12 protein-coding genes are annotated in these 12,519 nt (G+C 60.5%); 11 read left to right on the top strand and 1 reads right to left on the bottom strand.

The genetic code is table 11. The features are described from left to right. The first annotated feature begins 194 nt into the window (after positions 1 to 194). The 8 genes from mutL to HHL09_RS18330 all read left to right on the top strand — a co-directional run bounded on the left by mutL (position 195) and on the right by HHL09_RS18330 (position 8,615). Positions 195 to 2,012 carry a DNA mismatch repair endonuclease MutL gene (gene mutL / locus HHL09_RS18365; protein WP_169456085.1) on the top strand — a complete coding sequence of 606 codons (1,818 nt, stop codon included), beginning with the start codon at positions 195 to 197 and terminating at the stop codon, positions 2,010 to 2,012. Positions 2,013 to 2,418: 406 nt separating this feature from the next. Next, positions 2,419 to 3,210: a hypothetical protein gene (locus HHL09_RS18360; RefSeq protein ID WP_169456084.1), complete on the top strand. Its 792-nt coding sequence runs from the start codon at positions 2,419 to 2,421 to the stop codon at positions 3,208 to 3,210. A gap of 298 nt (positions 3,211 to 3,508) precedes the next feature. Next, complete coding sequence (locus HHL09_RS18355) at positions 3,509 to 4,417, top strand: hypothetical protein (protein ID WP_169456083.1); 909 nt, start codon at positions 3,509 to 3,511, stop codon at positions 4,415 to 4,417. 23 nt (positions 4,418 to 4,440) lie between these two features. Beyond that, the gene (locus HHL09_RS18350) at positions 4,441 to 5,055 is read left to right on the top strand and encodes a hypothetical protein (RefSeq protein WP_169456082.1); all 615 of its coding nucleotides are present in this window, start codon (positions 4,441 to 4,443) and stop codon (positions 5,053 to 5,055) included. Further along, positions 5,052 to 6,080, top strand: coding sequence for a hypothetical protein (locus tag HHL09_RS18345; RefSeq protein WP_169456081.1), 1,029 nt, complete (start codon positions 5,052 to 5,054; stop codon positions 6,078 to 6,080). The genes HHL09_RS18350 and HHL09_RS18345 overlap by 4 nt, the downstream gene beginning before the upstream one ends. 161 nt (positions 6,081 to 6,241) lie before the next feature. Next, on the top strand, positions 6,242 to 6,979 hold the full coding sequence (locus HHL09_RS18340; RefSeq protein ID WP_169456080.1) for a hypothetical protein: 738 nt from the start codon (positions 6,242 to 6,244) through the stop codon (positions 6,977 to 6,979). 14 nt (positions 6,980 to 6,993) lie between these two features. Beyond that, positions 6,994 to 7,578, top strand: a complete 585-nt coding sequence (locus HHL09_RS18335; RefSeq protein WP_169456079.1) for a hypothetical protein — start codon at positions 6,994 to 6,996, stop codon at positions 7,576 to 7,578. Then, the gene (locus HHL09_RS18330; RefSeq protein WP_169456078.1) at positions 7,575 to 8,615 is read left to right on the top strand and encodes a hypothetical protein; all 1,041 of its coding nucleotides are present in this window, start codon (positions 7,575 to 7,577) and stop codon (positions 8,613 to 8,615) included. The genes HHL09_RS18335 and HHL09_RS18330 overlap by 4 nt, the downstream gene beginning before the upstream one ends. 57 nt (positions 8,616 to 8,672) lie before the next feature. Here the strand turns inward: HHL09_RS18330 and HHL09_RS18325 are convergent, their stop codons facing one another. Continuing rightward, positions 8,673 to 9,296 carry a hypothetical protein gene (locus HHL09_RS18325; RefSeq protein ID WP_169456077.1) on the bottom strand — a complete coding sequence of 208 codons (624 nt, stop codon included), beginning with the start codon at positions 9,294 to 9,296 and terminating at the stop codon, positions 8,673 to 8,675. Positions 9,297 to 9,374: 78 nt separating this feature from the next. Between HHL09_RS18325 and HHL09_RS18320 the strand changes: the two genes are divergently transcribed. The 3 genes from HHL09_RS18320 to HHL09_RS18310 are packed head-to-tail and all read left to right on the top strand — an operon-like array spanning position 9,375 to position 12,519. Beyond that, on the top strand, positions 9,375 to 9,776 hold the full coding sequence (locus HHL09_RS18320; protein ID WP_169456076.1) for a hypothetical protein: 402 nt from the start codon (positions 9,375 to 9,377) through the stop codon (positions 9,774 to 9,776). Continuing rightward, positions 9,776 to 10,321 (top strand): hypothetical protein, encoded by a 546-nt coding sequence (locus tag HHL09_RS18315; RefSeq protein ID WP_169456075.1) that lies wholly within the window; start codon positions 9,776 to 9,778, stop codon positions 10,319 to 10,321. The genes HHL09_RS18320 and HHL09_RS18315 overlap by 1 nt, the downstream gene beginning before the upstream one ends. Further along, the gene (locus HHL09_RS18310; RefSeq protein ID WP_169456074.1) at positions 10,318 to 12,519 is read left to right on the top strand and encodes a hypothetical protein; all 2,202 of its coding nucleotides are present in this window, start codon (positions 10,318 to 10,320) and stop codon (positions 12,517 to 12,519) included. The genes HHL09_RS18315 and HHL09_RS18310 overlap by 4 nt, the downstream gene beginning before the upstream one ends.

The raw sequence follows: 12,519 nt of genomic DNA, 5'->3' as shown, positions 1-12,519 counted from the left end.
GATCCCCATGAACAGGCCGACCGCAACTATCAACTCCCCAGACTGCAATAAGCGAGCGGATTTCTCATTCCGAAATAATGCGTGGTTCTGTTAGGGTTTTCGCGTACCCGGCACGGCCCTATCGCGATCGCCGCGGTATAGGCCACCCCACCTTCCCGCTTGGAACTTCCCCCCGATCCCCGTACCACTTCCGCGTGCCGCGCATCCGCATCCTGCCCGAAATCCTCGCCAGCCAAGTGGCGGCGGGCGAAGTGGTGGAGCGACCGGCCAGTGCTGCGAAGGAGCTGGTCGAAAACAGCTTGGACGCCGGGGCCAAGGAAATCCTGGTAGAAATACGGCGTGGCGGCGCAGCCCTGCTGCGCGTGATCGATGACGGCAGCGGGATGTCCCGGGATGACGCCTTGATGAGTCTGGAGCGCCACGCCACCAGCAAGCTGGCTGAGGTTGGCGACCTCGCCGCCATCCGCACGCTCGGCTTTCGCGGCGAGGCCGTGCCAAGCATCGCCAGCGTCTCCCGCTTCCGGCTAGTCACCCGGGAACCGGATGCCGTGGCCGGCACCGAGATCGCGGTGGAAGGCGGCGTCATGCGGGACGTCAGGGAGGCCGGTTGCGCTCCGGGCACCGTGGTGGAAGTAAAAGACCTCTTTTTTAATGTCCCGGCCCGCCGGAAATTCTTGCGCGCGGAAACCACCGAGGCGGCTCACATCGAACACCAGTTGCGACTTCACGCGTTGGCAGCATCCGGGGTGCGTTTCCGTTTCCGAAAGGACGAGCGCGAGGTTTTCGACCTTCCGGGAGGGATGTCCCGCTTGGACCGGGTGCGCTGGATGACCGGCACCGATCTCGGCCGGGAACTGGTCGAACTGCCGCTGACCCATGGCAACGGGATCTCGGTGGAAGGTTTCATTCTCCCACCTGTGCATGCCCGCAAGGGGCGCCGACATCAGTGCGTCTTCCTGAACGGCCGGCCCGTGGAGGATTCCGCAATTTCCCGCGGGCTCACCGAAGGATTCCGCGGTGCACTCCAAGACGGCATGCACCCGGCTGCCTGGCTGTGGATCGAGATGGAGCCTTCGCTGGTGGATGTGAACGTGCATCCGGCGAAGCGCGAAATCCGCTTGCACCGCCCGCACGAACTTCGCGACGTCCTGACCCAAGCGGTGAAGGAAGGCCTTGCGCGTGCGGAAGCCTCCCGCCGGGCCGCGCAGCTTCCAGCGTCGCGCGCGATCGTCTCTGATCCCACTCCTGCCCAGCAGGCACCGGCAGCCCGCTCATGGCCTGCATCGATCCCGGTACAGCGGCACTTTGAGAATTTCACTCCCCCGTCACGCGCGCCCCGATCCGAGCCGGGCTATTCCCTAATGCGGCCTAGCCCGGAAGTAGGCCCCGCGCCTCCCCTTCATCGTCCTGAGCCGGAACCGGAGCCGGAGAAAGTCCCGCCATTCCGATACATCGGCAGCCTTCAGGACCGCTTTGCCATCCTCGAATCAGCCGATGGTCTCGTATTGCTCGACCCTCGTGCCGCCCGGGAGAGGATTCTCTACGAGCGGTGGCTGGCCAACAGCGGCCCAGTGGAGAGCCAAGCCCTTCTCGTCCCTCTCCTGATCGAGCCCGGCCCTCGGGAATGCGAACTGGCTCTGCGCCATCGTGAGGAATTTTCCCGCGCCGGGATTGAACTCGAAGACTTCGGCTCTGGAACCTTGCAGATTGGTTCGCTGCCGGACTTCCTGAAAATGGCGGACCCCCGCAGCTTCGTCACCAGCTTGATCGATGAACTCTCGCAGGGCCAGACACCCGGAGCCCGCGTAGCCTTCGACGCTCTTGCCAAGCTGCTGGCACGCCGTGCAGCCCTAAGCGAGTCCCCACGTCCGCAAGAGGCCATGCCCCTGCTACGAATTCTCTTCAATTGCGACCTCCCCTATTGCGCCCCCGACGGACGCCCCACTCTTAGCGAGCTGTCCATGAAGGAGTTGGAGCGGCGTTTCGCGGGTGGAAAATCCAGCTCGTTTTAAAAACTCTCTGGATGCGAACTATTTAGGCCTCCTTTAGGTCAGAAAGGATAAAAATTTCATTGTTCCGACGTCCTCGCCCTGCTTTGTTATCGACGTCCATGAGTTCGATCGTTCCGCGCCATTTCCCCGTCTCCGCTTTTTTCAGCAGGACGGGGGAATGACGTTGGGACGGGACTTTTAATGGCCGATTTTGCGACTTTTTCGGCACGCTTTCTTCCGCTTTGGGCCGCGACCATGGGCGCTGGAAACGACTAACTGCCAAGAAAATACGAATAGGAAACCCGCTTAGACAACGAAGTCATCCGGATGTTCAAATTTTCGTTAGAAATTTCTTGTTTGAATCTCCTGATAGTCCATACTGTCTGGCGAAGAGTCACTCCCAGCCGTGATTTTTTGAAAAACGTTCGTGAAGCTGCCCTGCTCCATTCTCGTTTTGCTAGCACCGGCATTTTGCTCGGTGACGCTCGGGGCGTCTTTGCTCGGAGACCGGTTGGAAGAGATGCATCGCGAGCTGCTGGACAACCGGCGCGAGGCCCTGCCGGGACTTAGCGACCCCTTCGGGGCACCTGACCGCGCCCGTTTGGTCGTCGAAGAATCAGCGGCATCCATTCGCCTGTTCCGCGGCTGGCGCAGCAACGTGGTTGGCACCGTCTTCTGGGTGGGAGAACTCCCGACCCAGAACAACCCGGTCCCCAACACGGCCAGCGCCTGGGACATGAACTGGCAGGCAAATTTCGGCGGCTATGATCACCCGGAACGCCGCAGCGGCTACTTCCCGGCCGGCTTCGTCCCGAAGCAGAATCCTTTCTACATCGCCCTCCCCTACAACGACATCGGCAAGGACGGCCGGCACCGCCCGGAAGCCTCCGAAGTGATCCCCTGGTTCTGGCGCGACTATCGCGGCGAAGGGATATCGGTCTGCAAGGGCCGCTGGGTGGCCATCCACCGCGAAGGCAAGGTTTGCTACGCGCAGTGGGAAGACGTGGGTCCCTTCGAGGTGGACCACTGGCAATATGTTTTCGGCAATGAAGGCCCGCGCTCGAACCGCAACAATGCGGCGGGCATCGACTTCAGTCCTGCCGTCCGCGATTTCCTCGGCTTCCAGAGTGGCGAACGCGTCCAATGGCGCTTCGTCGAAGCACGCGACGTCCCGCCCGGGCCTTGGTCCGGCTGGGACGGCGGCCTCCCCGGACGCTGAGCAAAAAGATTTTCCGATTGGCAACTGACAATTGCTGTTCCCGCACCCACCCCGACACACACCCGGACGAGCAATCGTCCACCCTTACATAACCTGAATTTGTCCGGAGAGCCGATGTCCCGCTCGTTTCTCCGGAGACCCGGCGGGGGACTCTGTCCCGAGCGGGCATGGCTGGGCCATTTCTAGGCCGATCCATGCCCGGCACCCCTGCCGGGTCCCCTCCTCTCCAAGCAAGTCCCACGGCTTCGAGGTAAAGGAAGGCGGATTCAACGCCACACCTGTCCACCCGAAACCAGCCATGAAAACCAGCCTTTGGGCTACCCTTGCGGTAGCTGTGTCCGGGGCGTCCGCCCTTTTTTCCGGAATCGCAAACGGCGCCGATAGCCCGGAAGCCGACCCCGCCCTGCCCGTGGGCACGATGACCGCCTTCCCCACCCTCGTCCAGACGGGCACCCACCCCACCCTGACTTGGAACATCATGCACCCGTCGAAAGTCACGGGTGCTCTCGGCGGAGGCGGAAACGGCAATGGCGGCGGAGGTGGCGACGGCACCGAAACCGCTGCGGTCATCAACCCTCCGGGGACGATCATCCCCACCCAAGACCTCTACGTCACCGTGCAGATCGTCGGCACCGGCCCGACCGCCTGCCAGGCTGGCACCACGGTCCCGCCGAGCGACCTGCGCCTGAGCCTGAATGGCGGGAGCTACCAGCAACTCTTCTACGGCACGCAGAGCGCGGTGAATTCCTCCCAACGCCTCTATGTGAAGAAGGTGAGCGCCTACAACACCGTGAACTTGGCGGGCCGCTACGTGACCGGGACTTCGTGGAGTCCTCTCTTCACCACCCGCAGCGCCAACATGCAGGTGATCTCCCTGGTCAACGGAGAGCTTCTCCCGACCGCCTCGAAGATGATCAGCCAGGGCACCATGGCCAACTACCTGAAGCCCTATCTGGACGCGAACAATCGCGTGAAGATCGGACCGCTCAGCGTCCTGGTGCTAATGGAACTGGGTTCCACGAACTACAATAGCTCCTGCTTCGACTATCAGGACCAAGTCGCCCTCGTGACCTTCAGCCGCAAGCACCCCAACAACGGGCACGGCAACAACCTCGACGGCGTCGACTCTTCGAACCCTGGCAACGGCAAGGGCGGACCTAACGGCGCGGTCGATCCTTCCGGCGGCTACGACGACGAAGCCCGCTAACCCAAGTTTCACCTCCTATCGAGATGACCTTGAAAACGATTTCCAGCGCCTTGGGAGTCACGCTCCTCGCCCTTGCCGCTCAGCCGCTCGCCGCGCAGCAGACGGAGATGCGGGATTCCCCCACTTCGGAGCAGCTCGCCGAGCAACTGAAGGTGGCGAACAACGAAGCACAGAAAACCCTCGTCAAGCTCCGGCCTTCCGAGGGCCCCGATCCGGCAAAGGCCAGCAGTGGAGATAGCCTTGTAAAGGACTCCGACTTCCTCGCCTTCAACGGCAAGATGACCTTGGTCCCGAAGATGGCGATCCTTCACACGCCCCCGAACATGGTGGACCGCGTGAAATTCGTCTCCGGCAATCAGTTGATGCCCTTCGGCGACTTCTATGCCGTGAACCGAGCCTGGATCACCACCTATGAAGTCACCCGCGCCCAAGCGGAAGGCAACCAGCCCTTTCCTGAAGACGTGGTGAAGCGCTTCGACAAGAGCACCACCTTGGTAGTGGCTGTCTTCAAAGGCGGCCCGATCTCGGTGCTGCCGCCCAAACCCCAGCCGAGAGAAATGGTCACCGCCGGTGACAAGGCTCCTGCCGGTGCCAACACCACCGCAAAACCTAACCCTTCCGCCCCTCAGAAGCCATGAATGCATCTTCTATCATCTTCGGGCTTTCGCTCGCCGTGCTTTCGACGGCTGGAGCTCAGTCCACCTCTGCCAATTACACCAACTTCATCCGCCAGAAGCAGCTGCCCACCAACGTGAAGTGGGACATGCCGGTCAATGCCTCCGGGCAAGACCAGTCTCACTTGGCCATCAACCCGGGCGGAGCCCAATTCGAGCTATGGACCGTCAACAACGTGACGGCGCAAGACTACAAGCTCGATTCCCGCTACGTGGGTGCCTACGTCCCCGTGGGTAACGTCAAGATCACTTCGGAAGATCCTTACGACGTCATCCCACGGACCCGTGCCGACCGACCCTTCACCGTGGAAGTCCTAGTGGACGGCCTCACGATCGGCAATCCCGAAGCCCCGGAAGCCGCTACCAAGGTGAAGTTCCTGCGTCACGTGCAGTCCTATGGTACCGGCGGCACCGGCGTCGGCATCAACCGCACGCAGGCAACCTTGGAAAGCCAGAGCTACATGGAGCAAAACGCCACTTCCACGATCAGCTACGCGATCACCTCCATTCCCGGTGGAAACCGCGCCAAGGTCCGTGGTGAAGAACGCTTCTCGGTCTTCTCGCTCGAAGATTACCAAGCACCGGCATCCCAGCTCGGCTCGCAGTTCATCCAGATCTGGCCGCTCGCCGATGCCGCCATCCAAGGCGTCAGCAACAACGAGCTCATCCGCTTCAAGCTGCCCGAGATCAATCTGACCCTGAACGACCTCTACCCCGATAGCCACACTTACGCGCAGGTCTACAAGGGCCTCCCCGTGCTCGGCAAGACTGGCGCGATCGTCCCCGGATCGTCCCTGGTCGTGAATGACACCGTGCCCCAGAGCCGGGTCCTTCATCTGACCGACTATGATGAGGTTTTTGATGCGGACGGCCGCTGGACGATGGAGATTGTTACCAAAACACCCTTCGGCCTCGATCGCCTCGCTTATGTTTCCTTCATGCTCGATCGCACGATCGAATTCAATGGCTCGATAACCAGCCAGGAGTGACGCCCTGGCTGTATGAGCCACACCTCACCGCAACCCGGTGAGGACGTGCCTGTCCCGAACACCTGATCAACCACCCCCTCTCCGCCCAGGCATTCGCCAGATGCCCGGGAGCTCCGGAAGGACGGTGGAATCAGGCGTTCTAGTTCCCACCCCGACACACCATGACATACACCCGAACATCTGCCTTCGCGGCAGTCGTCCTCGCTATCAGCGCCGCCTCGCCGGGCACGCTGTTCGCGCAAGCCAACAACGAACCGACCATTCCGGTGGGCTGGCTCACCGCCAACCCCACCGTCGTGCAGCCCGGGGTTTACCCCACGCTGACTTGGGGAATCACGTATCCCTCCATCGTCCAGGACTACGTGGACGTGGACGACAATACCGTGACACCGAAGGAATCCCTCATTTGCGACATCCGCGTTCTGGGCGCCGGTGTAACCGTCGCCAACACCAACGGCAGCAACATGCAGTTCGTGCCGACTCGCGCCGAGGTCAAATACGACAACGGCTCCTACACCCAGATTTTCTACGGCAAGAACACCGACGTCCGCCCGAGCAGCATCGTGTGGACCAAAACGGTGGCCAAGGACAAGAAGCTGCGCTTCGGCGGCAAGTATTACTACAACAACCAGTGGGGTCCCTACTTCACCTCCCAGAGCGGCACCAAGAACGTGCGCACTCTGGTCAATGGTGATGTCCCACCAACCACCTATCCCCTTCACACCGCACCCACGCTTGAGAGCTTCATCAAGCCTTACCTCGATGCGAGCGGCAAAGTGAAGATCGGCCCCATGGACGTCATCGTCTTCATGGAACTCACCCATACGGACGCTCAGATCACCGATCAAGGCTATGACCTTCAGGACATGGTCTTGCTCGTGACCTTCCGCAAGCCCTGAGACCTCTGACAGCCATGAAAACCACACGTTTTCTCACCTGCCAGCTTGCCGCGTCCCTCGCCCTTTCTTTGCTTTCAGCAGGACAGCAGGAGCCACAAGCAACGCCTGAAACCGGCACCGTTCCCGCCAAGCCGGTCATGCGTGATGCGGCCACTCACGATGATCTGGTGATCCGCACCCGCCAGATCGAACAGGAGAAAATCCAGCCGGTATTCACGCCGATGGAGAATGATCCTGCGAAGGCATATCAGCCACAGGACCTGATCAGCAGGTCCGATATCCTTTGCTTCAATGGCATCGCCACTCTGGTGCCGAAGCGGGCCGTGATCCACGTGCCGAAAAACATGGCATCCCGCATCGGCATGCAGGATGGAGCGAAGATCGTCACTTGGCCGGATTTCCTGGCAGCCAATCGCAATTGGGTCACCACCTCTCCGGTTTCGCGCCCGCAGGCGGAAGGCCAAATGCCGCTGTCTGAAGCCACGGTGAAGTCCTTCGAAAAAGAAAGTCGTCTCGTCGTCGCGGTTTACGAGGAGTGCCCTATTTCGGTCCTCCCCGTCCAAGCCCCTGAAGCCAATCCGAACGCAGCATCCAAATGAAGAAATCTCCTCTTTCTTGGGTGCTCGCCGGCACCCTCTGTCTCACCGCCCTTTCTTCCGGACAGGGTAGTGGCACCGCCTTCACCAACTTCGTCCGCCAGCATCAGTATCCCTCCCACACCGAGCGGGATATGAGCGTGACGGCTTCCGGTCTCAAGTCTTCGGCCTTGGCCATCGATCCAGGTGGCGCCCGCTTCGAATTGTGGACCGTGAAGAACACGAATCCACCTACCGCCTACCTGCTGGACAGCAAGTTCGTGAGCACCTACGTGCCGGTGGCCTCGGTCAAGGTATGGAGCGACGACACTACCTACACCTCGATTCCCAGGACCCGGGCGGACAAGCCGTTCTATGTCGAGATCGAGACCAACGGTTTGAGCAGCGACCCCAACGCGCCTGAAGCATCACGCATGGTGAATCTCCTGCACCATGTGCAGTCATACGGCACGAAGGGAGACGGTTTGAATGTCAACCGCACGCAGGCCACCCTGCGCGGTAGCCAGCCGCTCGTAAACAACGGCAAGTTCAAGATCACGTTTGCCATCACGGACATTCCCGGGACGAACCGGGCCAAGATACGCGGAGAAGAACGCGTCTCCGTTTTCTCATTGGAGGACTTTCAGGCTCCCCAGTCCCAACTCGCCTCGAAATTCATCCAGATCTGGCCCGTCACCGACGGCACCATCTCCGGCATCACCAACAACCAGCTGGTGCGCTTCAAGATGCCGACGATCACCGTCCAGCTCAATGATATCTACCCCGGTTCCTCCAATACCGTTCAGGTATACAAGGGTGCACCCTCACTGGGGAAGGAAGGCATCAATGTCCCTGTCTCTTACACCAACACCAAGGCCGTGCCGGATGACAAGACCCTGATCATCGACGATTTCACCGGTGTTTTTGACGAAGGAGGAGACGGCCAATGGACCTTGGAAGTCCTCAACACCTCTCCTTTCGGCATCGATCGGCTCGCCTACGTCACTTTCCAACTCAACCGCACCATCCGTTTCAACGGATCCATCACCAGCCAAGAATAGCCTTCCCACCCCGAAACGCCAAGCCCCCTCCCCCTCGTGAACCAACACTCCCCGTTCTCACTTGCCCCCAGCTCCGGCCTCCGGAGTCTGGGGTGCCAAGAGCTTCTCCAGATCCTGCCTGAGGTTGTCATTCCGGTAGAGGAGGGAGAACGTCGCCTCCCGAGTCTTCCGCAATTGGTCTTCAACCTCCGAGTAGGCCAACAACAGGAAGAGACCCTTCACCGGCTCACGATGGAAGGACAGGTTCCGGGTGGCAAAGTGATCCTTGATTGTCCGGTCCTGCCGGTTGGCGGCCAAGGTGCCATACTCGCCCGTTAGCTCCAGCTTCAGCTTGTTGAACCGCGCCTCCATCTCATCCGCGCTCACCTCAGAATCCCGGTAATGAACCGTCACTTCGAACAACCTCCCCGTGTGAAAACGGCCTTCGACCGCCTGTGCTGCCGCGCCAGGGAGATTTCCCTTGCGTGCGGAAATTTTTACAATGCGAAGCGCTGGTTGATCTCCTGGAAGCGAAATGTTAACGTCCAAGGCATGTCGCGAGGCCCAAGTTATCAATTTTTCTGGAGTATCGCCCCAGCGCAGGCCGAATGGCGGCTCCAGAACAGCTTGGGCGTGGACGTGGCTGGCACCCAGCCAGAGGCAGAAAAGCGCCGCAGCAAGCCGTCGGATGGCGGTGAACACGGGCGGAGGATTCGGCTTTTCCGCGCCACCCGCAAGCCCGGACCTCGTGCTCGCGGGTCCGTTTTGATCGAGGCCACCATGGCCATGACCATGCTCACGGTCTTGGGCCTGACCATGCTCAAGATGTCCCTGAACATCACGGCACCTCGCCAGTGGACTCTTCAGCAAGCGATCACGGATGCCTATCTGACCTACGAGAAGTCCTTGGCCCAACGCCAGACTTTCGAGGACATCACAAGTGCCGAATCCCTCTGGCCTGTCTCCCCGGCAGTGAGCACCACCACCGTCGTCTTCGGGAGGCTCCCCGGTGGTCGTGAGATCACGGGAACCGTGAGCCGCACCCGCAGTGCGGATACCAATAATGCCAACACGGCCAACAACCCGGCCGGCATGCAGGTTTGGCAGCTTCAAAGCGTGGTCCGCTACTCCGTCGGGGGGCGCACCTATCTGAAATCCCGAACCGTCGTGCGCGCCCAATAATGAAAGCCTCCCCTCTCCCCTTGTTCCGCAGGGCCCTGCGGCGCGGCTACACGCTGATCGAGCTATCGCTGGCCATGATGACCGGCATGATGATCGCGGCCATGCTTCTGGCGATCTTCAACCAGCAGGTTGCCTTCCTGAAGATCTTCAATGCGCAGACTTTCCTCACCACGGAGGCACCGATCATCAACAATTACCTGAGCCGCGTGATCGGCTCCGCGGAGGGTTTCCAGCTCTATACGAACATGTCCACCCTCAGGGCAGGCGGTTCGCCCGTGCTCGAGGAAGCGTCGGTGCTGCTTCTTCTTTTCAAGGAGCCCGACGGCAGCTCGCGCGCCGCGATCCTTTCCTATGAAAACCCCGGTACCGGGGAAGGCCTCTACTATCGCCGCGTCACCCAAGCAGGTACTATCAGCGACCCCGAATGGGTGCTGAGCAAGGAAGTGAGGGGCGTGAGCTTCTCCGTTATTCAAGGCGTGTTACGGGCCACTCTCACCGGCCCGAACGAAGAAACCATCACCTACTCCGGAGCCCAGCAGCTATGAAAACGGCACCCCCGCCAAAGAAACTCCGCCGCGGATTCATATCCTATGTACTCGTGCTGACCACGGGTGTGATCCTCACCATCCTGATGATGAGCGCCTACAGGCGCGCTGCTTCAGCCCAGGTGGTCCAGAAGGAGAGCCAGATCCGCGTGGACTATGCGGAGAAGGAAGACGCGGTGCTACGGGCGATCATCAACATCGCGCCTAACCGCGCGATCCGGGCGATGAAAAGCGGCTCCAACGCCAATTCTTCGGTCCGTGATCCCCTCCGCTGGCAAAACATTTTCTCCGAAGCACTGGATCAGGCGAACGCCCGTACCTCGATCTCGACCACCCTTAAGACTAACATGGGAGCCGGTGAGGGCATTACTGCCAATGTGGGAGACTCCACGCTCACCGATATCAATTCGATCTTTGACGCGATCGAGCCCGAACCTGGCTACATGTCTCCAGGCGTGAACCGCTCCCTGGGCACGGGCTTCCCGGTGCCGTTGCAGTCCAACGCCACGATCGCTTCGAACGACGCAGTCTATCCAATCATCTCGACCGAGAAGACCTACGGCACTTTGGCCCAAGGCAAGGTGCTGCTGCCCACCGACGACGTCCGTTTCCAAAAGGTCAATAAGATCCCCTACCCCAATATCCGTTTCGGCTACTGTGCTCCCGGCCAACCTTTCGTCGCGAAACGGAACTGGTGGGCCTTCTCGATGCAGATCGGGGAAAACGATGCCCTGCTGAAGAGCTTCGCTCGCAATGGCGGTAGCGAGGGCGAGCGTGACTTCATCCTCTCCATCTACGAGATCCCTTCCCAGCTCGCGATCTCGGCGGAAGCATTTACCAGCCTGGGCGCTCATGCCGATGGTACCGCTTGGCAGCGCGCCACCATCGAGGGAGCCATTTATTCAACCCGTGCCGACGTCGTCAGCGGCATGAAGCTCGACCGGCTCTCCAGCCGCCGCGGCATGACTCTTGGCAGTGGCGTCAAGGTGGATGGCAAGGAAGTGGGCGAGAATCCGTTCAAACCCGGCGAGCGCGAGAAATTCGAACTCGCGAACAACGGCACCTTCCAACCGGTCACCATGGCTTCGGAGGCAGGTCGCGCCGCCTTCATTCCGATCAACCGCGGCAGCGAGTTCTTCGACCGCTTCACCCCGAATAACCGCGCCACGGAAAGCAACACCGTGTCTCCCACCACATGGAACACCTATTCTTCCGGCGCGATGCAGTGCGCCATGCGCCTCGACATCAATGGGGTGGTCAGCGCGACAAATCCGCAGCCCACCAGGATGAGCTTCAGCTACACCAACAGCACCGGCACACGGGTGCCCATCGACTGGCCGCTGGAGTTCACCGGGTATTCGAACCTTTCCGGAATGAAGGCTGGATTCGCCGCAATGTCCACCGGCACCTACACCTTCAATGAGCCGGTCGACCTCATCTATGGCGTCGGTGGCAAATGGGCCGTCAAATACGGAGTTACCGGCACCGCCACGCTGAACGAGGACTACTTCGGAGGGGATCCCAATCCCCAGTCCACCAGCGCCAATCTCCTCTACTACCGGCCGCAATCCCCGTGGGAAGTGAAGATGCTCCACGGCACGCGCTACTGCGTGGCGGTGTATCCGAAGCGGATCAAGCGCATGCTGGCCCACCTCGGAGGCTCCACGACGACCCCGGAAAACAATCCTTCCCTGGTCGTCAACGTGGACTACACGCAGGCCAATCTGGTTGCGCCATCCTTCCCAGCCAAGTCCACCGACTACGGTGTCTTGCTCTACGAGTGCGACGACCTGACCTCCTTCAAGAATGGCTTCTCCCTGGTTACGAACATGCGCCTCTACATCGGGGACGACTTCAATCAGGTCTCGATGGCCGCACCAACCGGCTCGAATCTTCCCGCGCCCTTCTTCCCGCCCTGTTCACTCTTCGCGCCGGAGAAGCGCTATGGCACGGACCAGGATCCCTTCGAAGTGAAGATCACCGGCCAGCTTGGCCACCTCGGCGGAGACACTGGCAAAGGCGGGGCTCAGGTGCACCTGCTCGATCTGAAAAATGGCAACGAAGAGGAGACCGCTAGGGACCGCATCAATGTGAATCTCAAGCCGATCACGCACCCTTGCGAACTCCCCCCCATCAGCATGATGAACTGGCTGGTGGTGATCGAGGAACGTCGCAAGGAATTTTATTCCTCAAATTGA

The sequence above is a fragment of the Luteolibacter luteus genome (assembly GCF_012913485.1).
GTDB classification, from domain to species: Bacteria; Verrucomicrobiota; Verrucomicrobiia; order Verrucomicrobiales; family Akkermansiaceae; genus Haloferula; species Haloferula lutea.
The sequence above is the reverse complement of the archived record's forward strand: the minus strand, read 5'-3'. Positions and strand labels throughout refer to the sequence as shown.

What these genes read in the sequence shown, in the direction of transcription:
- HHL09_RS18355 (WP_169456083.1), top strand. Translation starts at nt 3,509, where the DNA reads ATGAAAACCAGCCTTTGGGCTACCCTTGCGGTAGCTGTGTCCGGGGCG.
- HHL09_RS18350 (WP_169456082.1), top strand. Translation starts at nt 4,441, where the DNA reads ATGACCTTGAAAACGATTTCCAGCGCCTTGGGAGTCACGCTCCTCGCC.
- HHL09_RS18345 (WP_169456081.1), top strand. Translation starts at nt 5,052, where the DNA reads ATGAATGCATCTTCTATCATCTTCGGGCTTTCGCTCGCCGTGCTTTCG.
- HHL09_RS18340 (WP_169456080.1), top strand. Translation starts at nt 6,242, where the DNA reads ATGACATACACCCGAACATCTGCCTTCGCGGCAGTCGTCCTCGCTATC.
- HHL09_RS18335 (WP_169456079.1), top strand. Translation starts at nt 6,994, where the DNA reads ATGAAAACCACACGTTTTCTCACCTGCCAGCTTGCCGCGTCCCTCGCC.
- HHL09_RS18330 (WP_169456078.1), top strand. Translation starts at nt 7,575, where the DNA reads ATGAAGAAATCTCCTCTTTCTTGGGTGCTCGCCGGCACCCTCTGTCTC.
- HHL09_RS18320 (WP_169456076.1), top strand. Translation starts at nt 9,375, where the DNA reads ATGGCCATGACCATGCTCACGGTCTTGGGCCTGACCATGCTCAAGATG.
- HHL09_RS18315 (WP_169456075.1), top strand. Translation starts at nt 9,776, where the DNA reads ATGAAAGCCTCCCCTCTCCCCTTGTTCCGCAGGGCCCTGCGGCGCGGC.
- HHL09_RS18310 (WP_169456074.1), top strand. Translation starts at nt 10,318, where the DNA reads ATGAAAACGGCACCCCCGCCAAAGAAACTCCGCCGCGGATTCATATCC.